The following is a 17,331-nucleotide window of genomic DNA, read 5'->3' on the forward strand; positions in this document are numbered from 1 at the left end:
GGCGCCGGCCATGGCCGGGACCCGCACCGGCACGGCAGGCACGGGAGGCATTGTGGCCTCCTGGTCCGCCCCGGACGTGAACCGGGCGCCGCGCCAGGAGCGCGCCGTGGAGACGCCCAGCCAGAGCAGGTACGCCGCCCCGACGACGGTCAGCCAGGTCAGCAGCTGCGGCCGGCTGGCCACCAGGGCGGCCACCCCGGCCACCACCAGCAGCGTGTGCATCACGTACCCGGCGCAGAGCCCGGCGACGGCGGGGGCGACGCGGTGCCGGCCCATGCCGGCAGCAATGCAGTAGGCCCAGTCGGCACCCGGGGTCATGGCCAGGGCGATGGAGACGGCGGCGAAACCGAGGATTGACTGGGGGTCCATTGGCTCTCCTGTGTGACGGGGTGGCAGCTGCGGCCAGCCTAGTGAAAACCGGACGAAAAGTGCTGACTGCTTTTCCCTCTGAGCGGGAGACTTTGGGTAATATTTTTGCGTGATTGATCGAATCGACCGAAGCATTTTGCGCAGGCTCCAGCATGACGGGCGAATGACTGCCACCGCCCTCGCTTCCGAGGTGGGGCTGACCGTCGCCCCGTGCCACCGCAGGCTGCGGGAACTGGAGTCCTCCGGGGTGATCCGCGGCTACCGGGCGGACATTGATCCGGCCAAGGTGGGCCTGGGGTTCGAGGCCCTGGTGTTCGTCACGCTCAAGGACCGCCAGAGCCTGGGGCCCTTCGAGACGGAGGTGGTCCGGATTCCCCGGATCAGCGAGGCCCTGCGCCTGTTCGGCGAGCCGGACTTCCTGCTCAAGGTCATTGCCGAGGACCTGCCGTCCTATCAGCGGTTCTACGACGAGGTGCTGGTGGGGCTGCCGGGGGTGGAGAAGCTGAATTCGACGATCGTGATGAAGAACCTCAAGGGCGCCGGCGGCCTGCCGCTCTGAGCCGGCGGGACCGTCGTTGCGACCCGGATGCGGGACAGTCCGGGCGTGGCAGAACGCCCTCGGCGGGTCCTCTATAGTAACAATGCTTACTATTGATGCGACGGTGCAACGGTTGAACTTCAGGAGCAGGAAACATGGCTGGTCATTTTGAGGTGGTAGATGCGCCCGGGGGCGGGTATCGGGTCAGGATGCTGGATGGCGAGGGAATCCTGGCGGCCTTGGCCGTTACCTACCCCACCAAGGATGCGGCCAAGCAGGGTATTGCCTTGACGAGGGAAATCGCTGGCACGGCACTCGTGCTGGATCATGCTCGCTCGACACGGACCATGCAGGCCTGAATTACCGGCAGGGCGGCCGCCCTGCGTCCACGCCGGCCGCCGACCCTGCCCGGCCACGTAAGGCCTTGCCTTGGAGCTGCCGCTGGACCTGGCCGTTGCGCCGGCCAGGTCCAGCGGCGGGCCGGTGAAGCAGCCTAACGGATCGGCACCTCGCCGAGCCGGACGGACCCGGGTGGGCCGGCCAACCAGGCAAAACCTGCTAGCCCGCGGCCGCCGTTCCGGAGGGCCGCTGCAGCTCCAGGGTCTCGGCCAGCTCGGCCAGCCGGTGCGCCCGCGCAGACTCGGCCGGTGTAAACGGCTCGCCCGGCCGGGAGAACAACAGCACACCCCGTACCGCGGAGGGGATCTTGAGCACGGTTCCGTCCGCAGGCAGCTCCCTGGCGGCCGCCGAGGGATCCCCGAGGTAGCTGGCCGAGAGCAGCGCCGCGACGGCGTGCGGCAGTTCGTCGGGGTTGCCCGCCACCCGCGCCGCCAAGCCCAGCGCATGGGTCTGGCCGTCGGCCAGGGCCACCGGCGTCGTCCGCCAGGCCCGCGAACCGCGGCCGCTGCCGGCTTCCAGGGCGTCCAGCAGGTCCCGTTCGGTCAGGCCGGCGGGTGCGGCCAGGACGAGTTCATCCAGCACTCCGCCGTCCACCGGGTGGACGTTGATGCTCAGGATGTTCGCATCCAGGCAGGAGAGGGCGTGGGTGACCCGTTCGAGCGCACCGGGCTGGTCCTGTACCACGGTGCGGACGCGCCACAGCGCGGGTGCTGCCTCGATCCGGCCCCGCCGGTGCAGCAGGGGTGCGTGCAGCCACCGGTGCAGCAGTTTCGAGGCCGAAGGTTCCGCCACCCAGATGGCCAGCACCGTGGCGGTGACTGTCAGGAGCGCTACTTTCAGCACGTAGGGCAGGTGCGCCTGCACCACGGCGGCATGCACCGCCAGCTCGATCGGCAGCATCGCGGCAATGTTGGCAGCGGTCAGCCGGGCCTTGGGCGGCTCGGGAACCTGCCCGCAGCTGTCGCAGGCCAGCTCGGCAGGGGGTGCCCCGCGGCGTTTCAGTCTCATGCCCTCAGCATCCACCGGTCCTGTTACGGAACGGTTGCGTCTGCGTCACGGCCGGGCAAAGCCTGCCCGGAACGCGGCCTGTCTGCCTCCGACGGCGAGATGATGCGCAGGGCGATCCACAGGTCGGCGCGCAGCTGCGGCTCCTCCAGTGAGCGGCCCAGGCACTGCTCGATCAGGCCCAGCCGCTGGATCAGGGTGTTGCGGTGGATGCCCAGGCGCGCCGCGGTCCGGCGGCGGTTGCCGTTATGGGACAGGAAGGCCTGCAGCGTCGGCAGCAGCCGGGCCCCGGGTGAATCCGCGGCCTGCAGCGGCGCGAGCAGCCCGTCCGCATAGGCCCGGGCCGTCTCCGCCGGCAGCAGTTGGGCGATGCCGGCGGAGACCAGCGAATCCCAGTAGACGGTGTGGGTGCTGCCGCCGGTGCGGGCCAAGGCGTCCCGGGCCTCGACGCCGCTTGCGGCGGCATCGGCGAAGGGCTTCCGGCCGCCGACACCGGTCTGCGCCCCGCAGGAGTGCAGGACGGACGCCACCTGCCCGATCCATGCCGGAATGTCCTCGATCAGCAGTTGGAGGAACGCCGTCCCGTCCGCGGCCTGTTCAACGGCGCCGATTAGCAGCCGTCGCCGCGGCTGCTGGAGCAGCCCTTCGAGCCGGCGGGAAGCTTCCTCCAGCTGTTCCGGAGTGCCGCCCGCGCGCAACACCCGCACCTTCTGGCTGGCGGACCGCCACCGGCTTTCGCCGGCGATGGCCACCAGGGCGTTGCAGGAGCGCAGTTCGCCGTTCAGCGCCAGGGCCAGGGCGCCGGCGCGGATCTTCCGGCGGATCATCGCCTGCTCGGTGAGCCGTTCGGAGTGCAGCGACAGCAGTGCCACCGACGTCGTGATGGCGCCGCGGGCGGCCCCGTCCAGCGGGTGCGGGGAGACGACCGCCAGATAGCTGTGCGGGACGGTACGCAGGCCGAGTGGGTGGATGACCGTGCTGCCGGCCGGGCCGGAATCGCTGACCGAGCCGCGCATGCCGGCCGGGCGGATGCGGCGGACCAGTCCGGCCAGGCCGGCGGTGTGCGTCCCGGCGGCGTCCGGTCCGGACCCCATCTCCACTTCGCCGTCGACGCCGAGGACGCCCACCCAGGCTCCCGGAATGAGCGCGGCGAGCCGGCGGATGACGCCGGTGCCGTCCGGTTCGGTGGCCGCCTTGGTCAGTGCGCGCTGGGTGGCCAGCATGGACTCCGCCGCCGCGCGCTCCTGGGCCACCTGCGCATTGGCCACGGCCTTGATGATGTCCAGGAACGGGGTGGCCTCGGGTACGGCGAAAAGGGTTAGCCCCGCCTTTCCGGCAGCGTCCGGCAGGCCGGCCGGGATGTCGGCATGGGACAGTCCGACGCCGAAACCCAGGGCGACCACGCCGCGGTCCGCGAGCCGGCGCACGTAGGTGTCCCAGGCGGCGCTGTCCCGCGGGGCGTTGATGCCGGTGGTGAGCAGGATCTCGCCGCCGGTTAGGTAGGCGGTGGGGTCCTGCAGTTCGCTGACGGCCACCCAGCGCACCTGGGCCTGCAGGTTTCCATTCACCCGCGCGTCCAGTTTTAGGCGGGGCAGGGCCAGAATCTGCTCCACGGTGATCATCATGTCATCCTTGCACATTCTGGTCCCATAGATGTCAATTGTGCCCATAGCCACCGCCACTGCCCGGACCTACGCTGGCACTGTTGAACAACGCGCTCAGACTCGCAATGAAGGGATTGTCATGAGTTTGCTTGTTGCCGGAAAAGCACCGGCCACAGATGTATCCAGTCCGCTGGAGGAGGCGAGGGCCCAGCTCGCGGCCGCGGTGGGGGTCCTGGGCTACGGGGAGGGGCTGCACAAGCTTTTGGGCACCCCGCGCCGGGAGCTGACGGTGGGGATCCCGCTGCGCCGGGACGACGGCTCGACCGAGGTGCTCACCGGCTACCGGGTCCAGCACAACTTCTCCCGCGGCCCGGCCAAGGGCGGGGTGCGCTATGCCCCGAACGTGGACCTGGACGAGGTGCGGGCCCTGGCCATGTGGATGACCTGGAAGTGCGCGCTGCTGGATCTGCCCTACGGCGGGGCCAAGGGCGGGATCACCCTGGACCCGCGCAACTACTCGAAGGCCGAGCTGGAGCGGGTCACAAGGCGCTACACCTCCGAGATCCTGCCGCTGATCGGGCCCGAGCGGGACATTCCGGCCCCGGACATCGGCACCGACGAGCAGACCATGGCCTGGATGATGGACACCTACTCGGTGGCCTCCGGCTACACCGTCCCGGCGGTGGTCACCGGCAAGCCCGTCTCCGTGGGCGGGTCCCTGGGGCGGGCCTCGGCCACCTCCCGCGGGGTGGTCACCGTGGCCCTGGCCGCCCTGGCCCACCGCGGCCTGAAGCCCGAACGCACCACGGCGGCAGTGCAGGGCTTCGGCAAAGTCGGCGCCGGCGTGGCCCGGTTCCTGGCCGAGGCCGGGGTGGCCGTGGTCGCGGTGGCCGACCAGTACGGGGCCGTGCACAACAGTGCCGGCCTGGACATCCCCGGCCTGGAGGCGCACACGGCCGCCACCGGCTCGGTCGTGGGTTTTGCCGGCGCCGAGGCCCTGGCGGAGGAGCTGCTGGAGCTGGACGTGGACCTGCTGGTCCCGGCCGCGGTGGAGGGGGTGCTCAACGAATCCAACGCGCACCGGATCAAGGCCGAGGTGATCGTCGAGGGTGCCAACGGGCCCACCACCGCCGCCGCGGACAAGGTCTTCGCCGCGGCCGGCAAGCTGGTGGTTCCGGACATCCTGGCCAACGCCGGCGGCGTGGTCGTGTCCTACTTCGAGTGGGTCCAGGGCTCCAACGCCTACTGGTGGAGCGCCGCCGAGGTCGAGGACCGGCTGAAGGCCCGCATGCTGGCGGCCTGGGACGGGGTCACCGCCACCGCCGCGGAGCGCGGGCTGAGCCTGCGCGAGGCCGCCACCGTCACCGCCGTGCAGCGCGTGGCCGAAGCCCACCAGATCCGCGGCCTCTACCCCTAAGGCCCGGGAATACAGCAGCGGCGCCGCCCCGGCAAGGGACGGCGCCGCTGCTGTGCTTGGGCCGTGTTTACTCGTCCAGGTTCAGCACCGGGGTGCCCGCCCGCAGCGTCTCGCCGCGGAAGAACTCCGGATGCCGGGAGCGCTGGATCAGCATGAGCACCGCGCCCAGGCCGAGCACGCCCACGCCGATCAGGAACACCAGGCCGATGCCGCCGATCTCCGAGCCGGAGCCGAAGGCCGGATCGATGCTGTCCACCGACGTCGTCATGAAGGTGATCACCAGCATGATCCCGCCCAGCAGCGGAGCCAGGAACTTCAGCACGACGTTGCGGGCACTGGAGAACGCTTCCTTGCGGAAGTACCACACGCAGGCGAGCGCGGTGACCCCGTAGTAGAAGCAGACCATCATGCCCAGGGCGGTGATGGTGTCCGAGAGCACGCTGTCGGAGACAAAGCGCATGACGGCATAGAACACCCAGGCCGCCGCCCCCGCCACCACGGTGGCGAAGCCGGGGGAGCGGAAGCGCGGGTGGATGGAGGCGTACCGGGCCGGCAGCGCCTTGTAGTGGCCCATGGCCAGCAGGGTGCGGGCCGGACCCACGAAGGTGGACTGCAGCGAGGCCGCGGAGCTGGAGAGCACGGCGAAGGACATCAGCAGGGCGAAGGGGCCGAGCACCGGGCCGGCCAGCACGGCGAAGACGTTGTCCTGGGTGTCCTCGTTGCCCAGACCCACGCCGGCCTCGCCCACGCCGGCGAAGCCGATCGCGGCCACGGCCACCAGCAGGTAGACGGCCAGGATAATCAGCACGGTCAGGGTTGCGGCCCGGCCGGGAGTGGTCTTGGACCCCTTGGTCTCCTCGTTCATCGTCAGGGTCACGTCCCAGCCCCAGAAGATGAAGATGGACAGCGAGATGCCGGCCGCGAAGGCGGTGAAGGAGCTGACCTCGAAGGGGTTGAACCACTGCAGGCTGAAGGCGGTGCGGTCGAAGGCCGTGCCGTTGCCAATGTGGCTGAACGCGGCGATGATGAACCAGGCCAGCACCAGCAGCTGGAAACCGACCAGCACGTACTGGACCTTCTTGGTGGTCTGCATGCCGCGGTAGGAGATCCAGGCGGCCGCGGCCATGAAGACCAGGCAGGTCAGCACGTTCAGCGGCTTGTTGGCCGCCAGGTCCGCCACCTGCGGGTTGTTCAGCAGCTGGGCCAGCATCAGGTAGAAGAAGTCCACCGCCACCCCGGCCAGGTTCGAGAGCACGATCACCGTGGCCGCCACCAGCCCCCAGCCACCCATCCAGCCCACATAGGGTCCAAAGGCCTTGGCGGCCCAGGTGAAGGTGGTGCCGCTGTCCGGCATGGCATTGTTCAGTTCCCGGTAGCCCAGCGCCACCAGCAGCATCGGAATGAAGCCGACGACGAAGATCGCCGGCAGCTGCACGCCGACCTCGCGCACCGTTGGGCCCAGGGCCCCGGTGAGCGTGTAGGCGGGGGCGATGCAGGACAGCCCGATGGCGACCGCGCCGAGCAGTCCGACCGAGTTCTCGCTCAGCCCCTTCCGGGAGAGCTCGTGCCCTTGGGACACGTGGGTTGTTTCAGACATAGGTTCTAACCAATCGTTTCAGGCCCAGTGCCGTCGCCGCCACTGGGAGAGTAGTTCCGGGGCACCACGACCATGGGCACCGGGAGGGATCGCAGGATTTTGTTGGCGGTGCTCCCCAGGAACAGCCGGTGGTGCTGGGCCAGGCGGCTGGAGCCGATGACCAGAAGTTCGTCGTCGCGCCAGTGCAGGGTTTCGACGGCGTCCTCGATGCGCTCGCCGTGGGCCACCTCGACGCCGACTTCGTGCTCGGCCGGGAGCCGTGCCGCGGCCTCGTCGAGGACGGCCTGCGCGTGCGCCCGGGCCTGGTCGAGATCCGTGCCGTGCTCCGGGGGGCCCTTGGTGCCGACGGCGACCAGTGAGATCAGCCGCAGCGGCACCTCGTGCCGGCGGGCGGCGTCGACGACGGTGGCCAGCAGGTTGTCCGCCCCGGCCCGGGTTCCGACGGCGCAGCTGATGCGGCCCAGGCCCGGATGGGACTGGTAGCCGCGCGGGGCCAGCGCCACCGGCACGGGGGAGGAATGCAGCAGGGCACTGGCCACGGAGCCGATGCTGTAGCGGCCGAGCAGGCCGTGGCGGCCGGCGCCGATGACGATCAGGCCGGCCTGTTCCTCCTCCGCCTCCTGGATCAGCCCCTCGGCGAAGGACTCGGCGTACCGGATGCTCGCCGTCGCGGCCACCGGCGCGGGCACCAGGGCCAGGCCCTCCTTGAGCCATTCCTCGGCCTGTTCGGCGATCAGTTCGTCATAGCCGGGTTCGGCCGGGACGCGGGCGGCCGGCATGTGGGGCGGGGGCAGGACCATGGTCAGGTCCAGCTGTGCACCCGACCGGGCCGCCAGCGTCGAGGCCAGGGCGACGGCGTCATGCCCCCGCTCGTTGGCGATGTAGCCGACGATGTAGCGCATGGCTGCTTCCTTCTTCCAATGCTTTTCCGTTGCTCTGCCGCGGGGAATCAGGCCCCGGCGGCTGCGAGGATCCGGGCCGCGGTGGCTTCGCCCATGCGGATGGCGCCGTCCACGTGCTGGTAGCCCTCGGCCGCCAGGTCGGAGCTGGACCAGTAGATCGGGCCCACCGGGGTCCGCTGGTCCTTGCCGTAACGGTGCAGGCCGCCCAGATCGTAGCTGGCGGCGTAGGCGCCGCGGGTCCACTCTTCCGAGCCCCAGTCGGACTCGTAGTAGACCTCGGGGGTGAGCACCTGCTCGCCCAGGTATGCGGCGATCGAGGCCAGGATGGCCGCCTTGCGCTCCCCGGCGCTGAGTTCGAACACGGCGTCGGCCTTTTCGTCGGCGACGAAGCCCACCAGGGTGCCGCGGCTGTCGCCGTGGTTGGTGTTGTCGTAGACCTCCTGCACCAGCGCCCCGGCACCGAAGCAGGTGCCGGACAGGCCGTCCTCACGCCAGAACGGGGTCTCGTACACGGCGTGGACCTTGATGACCAGGCCCAGGGACTGGTGCTGGTGCATCTGGTGCTGGCGGCGCGGCAGCGGCGGCTGGTAGGAGACCCGCGAGTACAGGTTCGGCGGCACGGCCATGACGGCGTAGCGGGCCTGGACGGTGACCGTATCCGAGATGGCGGTGACGCCCTCCGCCCGGCCGTCCTCGCCCGGCCAGCGCAGGGTGCGCACCGGGGAGTTGAGGAAGACGTTGCCCTCGCCCAGTTCCGCGGCCAGCCGCTGGGAGACCTGCTGCATGCCGCCGACCACGCGCTTGTCCAGGATGAAGCCGTCGTCGACCAGGTTGGTGAAGGACCCGGCCGAGGCGGCCATCAGCACCGCCTGCAGGGTGGAGAAGGCGTGGGCGGGCTTGGTCAGCATGCCGCCGGCGACGAACAGGCCGATATTGTTGCAGGCCTCCTCGTCCGCGGACTGCCGGCGCAGCCAGTGGTGGAAGGAGATGGTGTCCAGTTCGCGGGCCAGCGGGTGGGCCCACGGTTCCCTGGCGCCGATCTCCGCGGCGAGCTTGTCCAGGGTCTCGATCAGCTTGTTCATTTCCCGCTCGGTGTCCTCGCTGACCGGGAACATCTCCCCGGTGTAGCGGGTGCGCTTGCCCGCGGGATCGATGTAGACGGATTCGCCCTCCCGGTACCGGGAGAAGGTCTGAAGCCCGAGCCGGTCCAGTGTGCGCAGCAGGGCGGTCTGGTCCGGGGAGACCCACTGTCCGCCGATTTCCAGCATGGCGCCGTCGATGACGTCGGTCCAGGTGCGGCCGCCCACCCGGTCGCGGGCCTCCAGTACGGCCACGCTCAGGCCGGCCCGCTGCAGTTCGGTGGCGGCGGTCAGGCCGGAGGGGCCTGCTCCGATGATAACGACGTCGCGTTCGAGGTGTTCCACTGTGTTCCTTCCTGGGCGGCCCGGTGCCGGCCCTATAAATGAAATACGTTCATTTATAGTCACCAAGTGTAACCTCGGCCACAGCCGGAGGGAAGGGGGTGCGGAAAGCCGGCGGGCCGCCGCCACGCGCCCGCGTTCCCTCCCAACTCTTGAAACGTGCCGCCACATCGCCCCACGTCGGTACGTTGCTTGAAGGGTAAAGCGGGGAAGGAAGGGCTGAAGACGGGAAGGACGGCGGCCAGGCGGAGACCGGCGGCCCTGCAGCCGCCGGTCTCCGCAGGCGGTGTGCTGCTACTTCGTGGCGACGTAGTAGGTGTTGAACGGGTCCGCCTCGACCTCCTTGGCGTCGACATCGCGGAACCCGGCGTCGGCGAGCATGGACAGCGCGAGCTGTTTGCCCCAGACGGTGCCCAGTCCGTCGCCGCCGAGTCCGAGCGAAACGCTCATGCAGTGCACGGTCGAGATCGCATACAGGTAGCTGCCCCACGGCAGGTCGATGTTGTCCTCCACATTGCTGGAGGCCTTGATGTCCACCATCAGGAAGACCCCGCCCGGCCGCAGGGCCCGGTGGACGTTGCGCAGCACGGTGGCCGGATGGGCCTGGTCGTGGATGGCGTCGAACGCGGTGACCGCGTCGAAGCCGGCCTCGGTGTCCAGCGCGGCGACGTCGAGCAGTTCGAAGGAGGCATTGGCCAGCCCCAGCCGTTCGGCTTCGGCGCGGGCGGTGCGGATGGCATCCTCGGAAAAGTCGTAGCCGGTGAACCGGCTGGCGGGGTGGGCCCGGGCCATCAGGTTGACCGCGTGCCCGCTGCCGCAGCCGATGTCGGCGAGGTCGATCCCGCCGCGCAACCGGTCGGCCAGGCCGGGTGCCAGCGGGAGGATCACCTCCAGCAGGGCAGCGTCGTGCACCGCGGCGCTGGTCTCGGCCATGTTCCGGTGGAAGAGGGGGTAGTCCGCGTAGGACAGCCCGCCGCCGTGCCGGAAGCGCTCGATGACTTTCTGCTCCACTTCGCCCATCATCGAGACGTGCTGCATCAGGATGGCCATGTTGTTCGCGCCCGCGGCGCTGGTCAGGACGGCCGCATGCGCGCGCGGCAGCCGGTAGGTCCGGGCGGCCGGATCGTAGTCGACCACGCGTGCCGCCGTCATGCTGCCCAGCCATTCACGCACGTAGCGCTCGTCCAGGCCCGCCGCGTCGGCGATCTGCTCGCTGGTGGCCGCGGGCAGTCCGGCCATCGCCTCGAACAGCCCGGTCTGGTGTCCGATGCTGGTCATTACGGCGAGCGCGGCCTCATTGAGGATGCCGACGAAGCGTCCGGCGAAGGCCTCCGCGGCGGTGCTGTCGAACTGTTCAGACTGCTCGGTGTCGGTCTGCCCGAAGGTGGTTTCCTGGCCGATGGTCATTGTTCTTCCTTTGGTTGCTGCGGGCAGCTGCTGCCCGGGGCGGTTTTATGGTTGGAATTCGGGTAGCCGGCCGGCAGCGGCGAAACTATCCGTCCCGTCCGGAACCGTGCGGGGGGATCGGCGCAGGCCGTGCAGTCCCGTGTGGCGCAGGTACATCGCCAGCATGAACCCGGTGCTCAGCACGTAGAAGGCGTGCAGCGCCCAGATCGGTCCTGCGGGCAGGCTGTAGACGTACACGCAGTGGATCAGGTTGCCCGTGTTGCTCAGCAGCAGGTTGCCGAGGCTGTAGGAGGCCAGGTCCCGGGTCCGCACGGCTTTGATCAGCATGGGCATGACGCTGCCGGCGAAGATGACGGTGGAGACACCGCCGGCCAGGACCGCCATGTCAATCTCCATGACCGATACTCCTTGGAGTCTGCTTGGTCTGTGTGGATGGTTCACTCTCTACGCTACGGAGCAGGCGGCAGCGGCGCGTCGGGCGGAATACCCAATTTGGGTACCGGGAATGGCGCAATGTATGCAGGCCGGCGGCGCCGGATGCGGCGAACGGCGTCGAGCAGTTGGCGCAGTCAGCGCGCCGGCTGGCGGTGCGGACGCAGGCCGTGTTCGTGGGCCCAGGCCGCGGCCGCGGTGCGCGAGGAGACGCCGAGCTTGGCAAAGATGTTGGCCAGGTGCCGCCCGACGGTCTTTTGGCTGATGAACAGTGTCTCGGCCGTCTCCTTGTTGCTGGCCCCGGCGGCGATGCAGGCCAGGACGTCCGCCTCGCGCTCGGTCAGCCCGCCGGGCAGCCGTGCCCCGTCGAGCCGGTGCGCATCCGGCAGCGCGCCGAGCTGGCGGTAGATGGCCAGTGCCGTCGCCGTGTCCGCCGCCGCGGCGTCGGCCTGGCCCAGCCCGCGGTGCGCCTGGGCGAGCAGCTCGTAGACCCGGGCGGTTTCGTAGCGGGCGTGCAGCCCGCGGTACTCCCCGGCAGCGGCCTGGAGCACCGGCACGGCCTCCGCGTAGCGCGACTGCGCGATCAGGACGGCCGCCCGTGCCTGGCCGGCCCACGCACGCAAGCCTGCGGTGTCGAACACGGAGGCGGTCTCCTCCAGCTGGCCGCACAGGCGCTCCGCCTCGTCCGCTGCTCCGCGGGCGAGGGCGATTTCGACGGCGGCCTCGAGCAGCCGCGCGCATGCCAGCCGGTCCCGTCCGGCCAGGGCCGCGCACAGGCCGGCCCATGCGGCCTCCTCTTTCCCGGCCGCATGCTGGAGCAGGGATTCGCCGGGCTGCGGTTCGATGCCCAGGTCGCGCGCCCGTGCGTACGCTTCGCCCGCGCCCGCGTAGTCCCCGCGCAGCCGGCGGATTTCGCCCAGCTGGTAGAAGGCCTCGCCCGCCACCCAGTTGTTCCGGCCCACCAGCTCCGACCCGCTCTGCGCGATGGCGTGTTCCGCCGCCTCCCAGCCGCCTTCGGTGCTCAGCAGCTGCAGCCGGTGAATGCGGCAGATTCCCGAGTAGACCACCTCGCCGGTGAACTTCCCGCACCACTGCTCGGTGGCCTGGGTCCAGGCCCGCATCCGGTGCAGGTCGGCCAGCTCGTGGCATGCGTGGATCACGGTGCAGTAGATTTCGCCCGCCCATTCCGGCGGCAGCTGGCCGGCGAGCACCGGCAGCATGGCTTCGTCCAGCTGGGCAAAGCCGGACGCCGTGCTGCCGCTGCGCACGTCCGCCAGGCCGGCGAGGACCAGGCCGAAGGACGTGAGTGCGGGGGTGTGCAGGCGCCGTCCCAGCTCCTGCAGCCTGGCCGCGGCCTGCCGGGTTGGCGCCAGGTCCCGGAAGTCCAGGGTGAGGGCCGCCTCGAGGTAGAGCAGGTAGCCGTGCGCCGGGCCTTCGGGCAGCTCCTGCAGGATCCGCCGGGCGCGGTTGACCCAGCCGGAAGCGATGACCAGGTCGCCGCGGACGAACCACAGCAGCCCGAGGTTCAGGGCCTTCATCGCGGCGCCGGGGACGTCGCCGTCGTCCTGCAGGCGGTGGTAGACCTCCTCGGAAATCTCCAGCGATTCCCGGACCTGCCCGACCCACCAGGCCGAGCTGCCCAGCAGGTTCAGGTCACCGGTGGACAGCTCGGACAGGGTGCGGGCCTGCGTGAGCTGCCGGTGCGCGGCGTGCCAGTCCCCGCGGGCGTACGCCGTCCGCGCCGTGGCCAGCAGTTCGTTAAACTCGTCCATCTTCGGACTCCATTTCAACGGTAGCGCCGTCCACGGCCCCCGGTCGAGCGTGCCGAACCGCTGGTCGGGCAGGTTGCGCCCGCTGCTCGACCAGCGGGGGAGGACGTTACACCGCCTCGAGCACGCTGACGTAGTTGGCGACGGCGAGTCCTCCCATGTTGTGCACGGCGGCGCGGCGGGCGCCGGGCAGCTGCATGTCCCCGGCGGTGCCGGACAGCTGCATGGCGGCGACCACGTGCTGGGAGACGCCGGTGGCGCCGACCGGGTGGCCCTTGGCCTTGAGCCCGCCGGAGAGGTTCACCGGCAGCTTCCCGTCCCGCTGGACCCAGCCTTCCTCGATCGCCCGGCGGCCCTCGCCGCGGTTGGTCAGGCCCATGACCTCGTACATGAGCAGCTCGGCGATGGTGAAGCAGTCGTGCACCTCGGCCAGGTCCAGGTCCTCCAGCCCCACCCCCGCCATGCCCAGCGCCCGGGCCCAGGCGGCCCGGGACCCGGCGAATTCCACCGGGTCCCGCTTCTCGGCGGGCAGGAAGTCGTTGGCCTGGCCGAAGCCGGCCAGCCGCACCGGGGCGGCGGCCCCCGTCGACGGCGCCTGGCCGGAGGTAATGACGACGGCGGCGGCGCCGTCGGAGACCGGGGAGCAGTCGGTGCGGCGCAGCGGCTCGGCCACGACCGGGTTCTTCTCCGAAACGGTCCGGCAGAAGTCCTCGCCCAGGTCCCGGCGCAGCTGGGCGTACGGGTTGGCCACGCCGTTGCGGTGGTTCTTGGCCGCGATCGACCCGAGCGCGTCGCCCACCTCGCCGTAGCGCTTCTCGTAGTGCCGGGCGGTCTCGGCGAACAGGCCGGCGAAGCCGGTGGTGGAGGCCTTGCCGGCGGTTTCGTAGGCGGCCCCGAGCAGCGCCGCGCCCACGGTATCGGCGCCGGCGTGGGTCATCTTCTCCGCGCCGATCACCAGCACGTTCTTCGCGGTGCCGGCCAGCAGGGACTTCACCCCCTGCTGGAGGGCGGCCGAGCCGGAGGCGCAGGCGTTCTCCACCCGGGTGGCCGGCACGTTGGCCAGCTCGTCGGAGACCTGCAGGGCCAGCGAGGAGGCAAAGCCCAGCGGCACCAGGCCGGAGTTGAACTGGCCCAGGCAGACCTCGTCGATCTGCCCGGGCTCCAGCCCGGAGTTGGCGATCGCCTCGCGGGCCACGGTCACGATCAGGGATTCGAGGGTCTCGTCCGCGAGCTTGCCGAACGGGGTGTGGCCCCAGCCGGTGAGCAGGATGTCGGTGCCGAACTGTTCTTTCAGGGCCATCAGCGGGTTCCTTCCAAGGCTGCCTCGGGGGCTGTGCCAAAGTCTGCTTCAAGGTCGGCGGCGACGGTGAATTCCGTCCCGGTCTTCTGGCGCACCTCGTCCAGGGTCACGCCGGGGGCCAGCCGGACCAGGACCAGCCGCGGGGCGCCGCCGTCGTTCTCGATGTCGAAGACGGCCAGGTCGGTGATGATCCGGTCTACCACGGCCACCCCGGTCAGGGGCAGGGTGCACTGCTCAACGATCTTGGGGGAGCCGTCCCTGGCCGTGTGTTCGGTGAGCACCACCACGCGCGGGGTGCCGGCGACCAGGTCCATCGCCCCGCCCATGCCCTTGACCATCTTGCCGGGGATGGTCCAGTTGGCCAGGTCCCCGCGGCCGGAGACCTGCATGGCGCCGAGGATGGCGACCTTGACGTGGCCGCCGCGGATCATGCCGAAGCTGGTGGCCGAGTCGAACACCGAGCCGCCGGGCAGGATGGTCACCGTCTGCTTGCCGGCGTTGATCAGGTCCGCGTCCTCCTCGCCCTCGTACGGGAACGGGCCCATGCCCAGCAGCCCGTTCTCGCTCTGCAGGGTCACCTTCACGCCCTCGGGCAGGTTGTTGGCCACCAGCGTGGGAATGCCAATGCCCAGGTTCACGTAGTCCCCGTCGTGCAGTTCGGCGGCGGCGATGGCCGCCATCTCGTCCCGGGTCCAGGCCATGGTCTCTCTCCTTCTGAACGTTGTGTGGTTTCAGGCGCCGACGGCGGCGGGGCGGGGGCGCACGGTGCGCTGTTCGATGTCCTTGGGCCGGTCCGAGGCCTGCACCAGGCGCTGGACGTAGACCCCGGGGGTCACCACGTGGTCCGGGTGCAGGTCCCCGGCCGCCACGATCACCTCCGCCTCGGCGACGGTGACGCGCCCGGCGGTGGCGACCACCGGGTTGAAGTTGCGGGCGGTGTACCGGTAGGCCAGGTTGCCTTCGGTGTCCGCGGTGTGGGCGTGGACCAGGGCCAGGTCGGCGACGATGCCGCGCTCCTGCACGTACAGCTCGCCGTCGAATTCGGCGTGCGGCTTGCCCTCGGCCACCTGGGTGCCCACCCCGGTCCTGGTGTAGAAGGCCGGGATCCCGGCGCCGCCGGCGCGCAGCCGCTCGGCCAGGGTGCCCTGCGGGTTGAACTCCACCTCCAGCTTCCCGGAGAGGAACTGTTCGGCGAAGAGCCTGTTCTCGCCCACGTAGGAGGCCAGCACCTTCTTCACCTGGCCGGATTCGATCAGCACGCCCAGGCCCTTGCCGTCGATGCCCATGTTGTTGGAGACGATGGTCAGGTCCCTGACCCCCGAGTCCCGCACGGCGTCGATCAAATCCGCCGGGATGCCGGACAGGCCGAAGCCCCCGACGGCGATGGTGATCCCGTCCGCGAGCACATCGGCCAGTGCCGCCGCCGGGCCGGTGGAAAGCTTTGACATTTCCTGCTCCTCGTTGAGTGTCCCTGGGCCGGCTCGTCGGCGTGGCCCGCTTTGTCCATGTTGTGGACTGGTCAGTGTCACCGCAGACTACCCATCGTGCGGGAAGGGCGTCAATGTTCCGCCAAAGGTGCCATTCACAGCGTGGACAGCTTCGAATACACTGTCCACATTATGGATAATTCGGGCGGAGGGGACGTCTAATGGCGGGACAGCAGGTCCAAGGAACCCAAGTGGTGGGCCGGGTGGCGCAGCTGCTGCGCATTGTGGCGCGCTCGGCGGACGCCGGGGTGTCGCTGCCGGAGATTGTCCGGGCCTCGGGGCTGACGCGGCCCACCGTGCACCGGCTGCTGGCCTCGCTGGCGGCGGAAGGCCTGCTCGACCACAGCGCCGAGGACGGCTCCTGGCACCTGGGCCCCGAACTCTATGTCATGGGGACCGTGGCCGCGAACCGCTACGCGATCGAGGATTTGGCCCGGCCTGGCCTGCGCCGGCTGGCGGAGGAAACCGGTGAAAGCGCGTTCCTGTCCATCCGCCGCGGCGATGAAACGGTCTGCCTGGTCCGCGAGGAAGGCAGCTTCCCGCTGCGCTCCTTCGTGCTGCACGAGGGGCTGCGCCTTCCGCTGGGCGTGGGGTCGGCCGGGTTGGCGATCCTGGCCTTCCTGCCCGAGGACGAGGTGGACCGCCTGCTGGCGGACACCGGATCCCGGGAGGGCAAGTTCGGGTCCGGGCACACACCGGAGAACATCCGGGCGATCCTGGCCCGGACCCGGCGGGACGGCTATGCGGTGAACCCCGGCCTGATCCTGGAAGGCAGCTGGGGGATGGGGGCGGCCATCTTCGACCGCAACGACAGGCCGGCCTGGGCGCTGTCCCTGACCGGGATCGAGCAGCGGTTCCGTCCGGACCGGCAGCAGTTCATGGGCAGGCTGCTGCTGGAGGAGGCGCACAAGATCACCCAGCAGCTGCGCCAGCCTGCCGCTCGGTAGCGGGACCGCCGCGGGCCTCAGCCGTTGGGCTGCAGCACCGCCTTGAACAGCGCGCTGCCCTCCGCCGTCCTCCCCTCGGCTGCATCGCGCAGCGCCTCGACCGCGTGGGCCATGGGATAGAGGCGCACCAGTTCGTCCCCGAGTCCGGGCATGGTGGTCAGGAAGTCCAGCGCCGCCTCGGAGTCCTGTCGGGTGGAGGCATAGCTGGTCAGCACGGTGAGCTCCTTGCCGGGCACGGTGCTGACCGGGTGCTGCGCGCCGGTGGCGTACAACGCCACCAGGACCAGGCGGCCGCCGGGCCGCAGCGCGTCCACCGCGGTGGCCAGCAGCCTGCCGGACCCGGAGGCTTCGATCCAGGTATCGATGCTGTCCGGCTCCAGGGACGTTGTGGTGCGCAGGCCCAGGCTTTCGGCCAGCTGCCGGCGGCACCGGTAGCGCGGATCTTCTTCCCGGCCGATCATGACGACGTCGGCGCCCCGGCTTTGGGCCATCAGGGCCGCGAGCAGCCCGACGGCACGGGTGGTGGACACCGCCACCTTGTCCCCGGGGCCGGTGCGGCCGACGACACTGGCCGCACGCCAGGCGATGGCGGCGGACTCGGCGAGCACCGCCGTCGTATCCGGAAGGCTGTCGGGCACCGGCAGCAGGCTCTGCCACGGGACGACCATGCGCCCGGCGGCGGCACCGTCCCGGCTCAGGCCCAGCGAGCTGCGCCGCGGGCACTCTTCCGGCCGCCC

17 protein-coding genes are annotated in these 17,331 nt (G+C 70.4%); 4 read left to right on the forward strand and 13 right to left on the reverse strand.

The window, feature by feature from the left end:
* Nucleotides 1-369, reverse strand: a 369-nt coding sequence (locus tag ACFQ36_RS12610; RefSeq protein WP_377014137.1) for a LysE family translocator, incomplete at its 3' end; no start/stop codon positions are given.
* 109 nt (nt 370-478) lie between these two features.
* Between ACFQ36_RS12610 and ACFQ36_RS12615 the strand changes: the two genes are divergently transcribed.
* Together ACFQ36_RS12615 and ACFQ36_RS12620 are read left to right on the forward strand one after the other, a co-directional pair.
* Entirely contained in the window at nt 479-928 is a 450-nt protein-coding gene (locus ACFQ36_RS12615) for an Lrp/AsnC family transcriptional regulator (RefSeq protein ID WP_377014139.1), read from the forward strand.
* Between the two features lie 134 nt (nt 929-1,062).
* Nucleotides 1,063-1,266, forward strand: coding sequence for a YegP family protein (locus tag ACFQ36_RS12620; RefSeq protein ID WP_377014141.1), 204 nt, complete (start codon nt 1,063-1,065; stop codon nt 1,264-1,266).
* A 199-nt stretch (nt 1,267-1,465) separates the two neighbouring features.
* On the opposite strand, the gene ACFQ36_RS12625 is transcribed toward ACFQ36_RS12620, so the two are convergent.
* Nucleotides 1,466-2,314: an amino acid-binding protein gene (locus ACFQ36_RS12625; protein WP_377014143.1), complete on the reverse strand. Its 849-nt coding sequence runs from the start codon at nt 2,312-2,314 to the stop codon at nt 1,466-1,468.
* A gap of 23 nt (nt 2,315-2,337) precedes the next feature.
* Nucleotides 2,338-3,936, reverse strand: a complete 1,599-nt coding sequence (locus ACFQ36_RS12630; protein WP_377014145.1) for a PucR family transcriptional regulator — start codon at nt 3,934-3,936, stop codon at nt 2,338-2,340.
* Nucleotides 3,937-4,054: 118 nt separating this feature from the next.
* On the opposite strand from ACFQ36_RS12630, the gene ACFQ36_RS12635 reads away from it, so the two are divergent.
* Nucleotides 4,055-5,332: a Glu/Leu/Phe/Val dehydrogenase gene (locus ACFQ36_RS12635; protein ID WP_377014147.1), complete on the forward strand. Its 1,278-nt coding sequence runs from the start codon at nt 4,055-4,057 to the stop codon at nt 5,330-5,332.
* 67 nt (nt 5,333-5,399) lie between these two features.
* Here the strand turns inward: ACFQ36_RS12635 and ACFQ36_RS12640 are convergent, their stop codons facing one another.
* The 9 genes from ACFQ36_RS12640 to ACFQ36_RS12680 all read right to left on the reverse strand — a co-directional run bounded on the left by ACFQ36_RS12640 (nt 5,400) and on the right by ACFQ36_RS12680 (nt 15,608).
* Nucleotides 5,400-6,929 carry an APC family permease gene (locus tag ACFQ36_RS12640; RefSeq protein ID WP_377014149.1) on the reverse strand — a complete coding sequence of 510 codons (1,530 nt, stop codon included), beginning with the start codon at nt 6,927-6,929 and terminating at the stop codon, nt 5,400-5,402.
* Between the two features lie 5 nt (nt 6,930-6,934).
* Nucleotides 6,935-7,831, reverse strand: a complete 897-nt coding sequence (locus ACFQ36_RS12645; protein ID WP_377014151.1) for a universal stress protein — start codon at nt 7,829-7,831, stop codon at nt 6,935-6,937.
* Nucleotides 7,832-7,878: 47 nt separating this feature from the next.
* A complete protein-coding gene (locus ACFQ36_RS12650; RefSeq protein ID WP_377014153.1) occupies nt 7,879-9,255 on the reverse strand; it encodes a flavin monoamine oxidase family protein in 1,377 nt (458 codons plus the stop codon).
* Nucleotides 9,256-9,546: 291 nt separating this feature from the next.
* A complete protein-coding gene (locus tag ACFQ36_RS12655) occupies nt 9,547-10,659 on the reverse strand; it encodes a class I SAM-dependent methyltransferase (RefSeq protein ID WP_377014155.1) in 1,113 nt (370 codons plus the stop codon).
* Nucleotides 10,660-10,704: 45 nt separating this feature from the next.
* Entirely contained in the window at nt 10,705-11,055 is a 351-nt protein-coding gene (locus tag ACFQ36_RS12660; protein ID WP_377014157.1) for a hypothetical protein, read from the reverse strand.
* A 173-nt stretch (nt 11,056-11,228) separates the two neighbouring features.
* Nucleotides 11,229-12,863, reverse strand: a complete 1,635-nt coding sequence (locus ACFQ36_RS12665; RefSeq protein WP_377014158.1) for a LuxR C-terminal-related transcriptional regulator — start codon at nt 12,861-12,863, stop codon at nt 11,229-11,231.
* Between the two features lie 106 nt (nt 12,864-12,969).
* Nucleotides 12,970-14,160 carry an acetyl-CoA acetyltransferase gene (locus ACFQ36_RS12670; protein WP_377014160.1) on the reverse strand — a complete coding sequence of 397 codons (1,191 nt, stop codon included), beginning with the start codon at nt 14,158-14,160 and terminating at the stop codon, nt 12,970-12,972.
* On the reverse strand, nt 14,160-14,861 hold the full coding sequence (locus ACFQ36_RS12675; protein WP_377014162.1) for a CoA transferase subunit B: 702 nt from the start codon (nt 14,859-14,861) through the stop codon (nt 14,160-14,162). The genes ACFQ36_RS12670 and ACFQ36_RS12675 overlap by 1 nt, the downstream gene beginning before the upstream one ends.
* A gap of 30 nt (nt 14,862-14,891) precedes the next feature.
* Complete coding sequence (locus tag ACFQ36_RS12680; protein WP_377014164.1) at nt 14,892-15,608, reverse strand: CoA transferase subunit A; 717 nt, start codon at nt 15,606-15,608, stop codon at nt 14,892-14,894.
* Between the two features lie 200 nt (nt 15,609-15,808).
* Between ACFQ36_RS12680 and ACFQ36_RS12685 the strand changes: the two genes are divergently transcribed.
* Nucleotides 15,809-16,594 (forward strand): IclR family transcriptional regulator, encoded by a 786-nt coding sequence (locus ACFQ36_RS12685; protein WP_377014165.1) that lies wholly within the window; start codon nt 15,809-15,811, stop codon nt 16,592-16,594.
* A gap of 17 nt (nt 16,595-16,611) precedes the next feature.
* Here the strand turns inward: ACFQ36_RS12685 and ACFQ36_RS12690 are convergent.
* On the reverse strand, nt 16,612-17,331 hold a 720-nt coding region (locus ACFQ36_RS12690), incomplete at its 5' end, for a zinc-binding dehydrogenase (protein ID WP_377014166.1).

Origin of the sequence: Arthrobacter sp. GCM10027362, from assembly GCF_042679445.1 — a bacterium.
Taxonomy (GTDB): domain Bacteria; phylum Actinomycetota; class Actinomycetes; order Actinomycetales; family Micrococcaceae; genus Crystallibacter.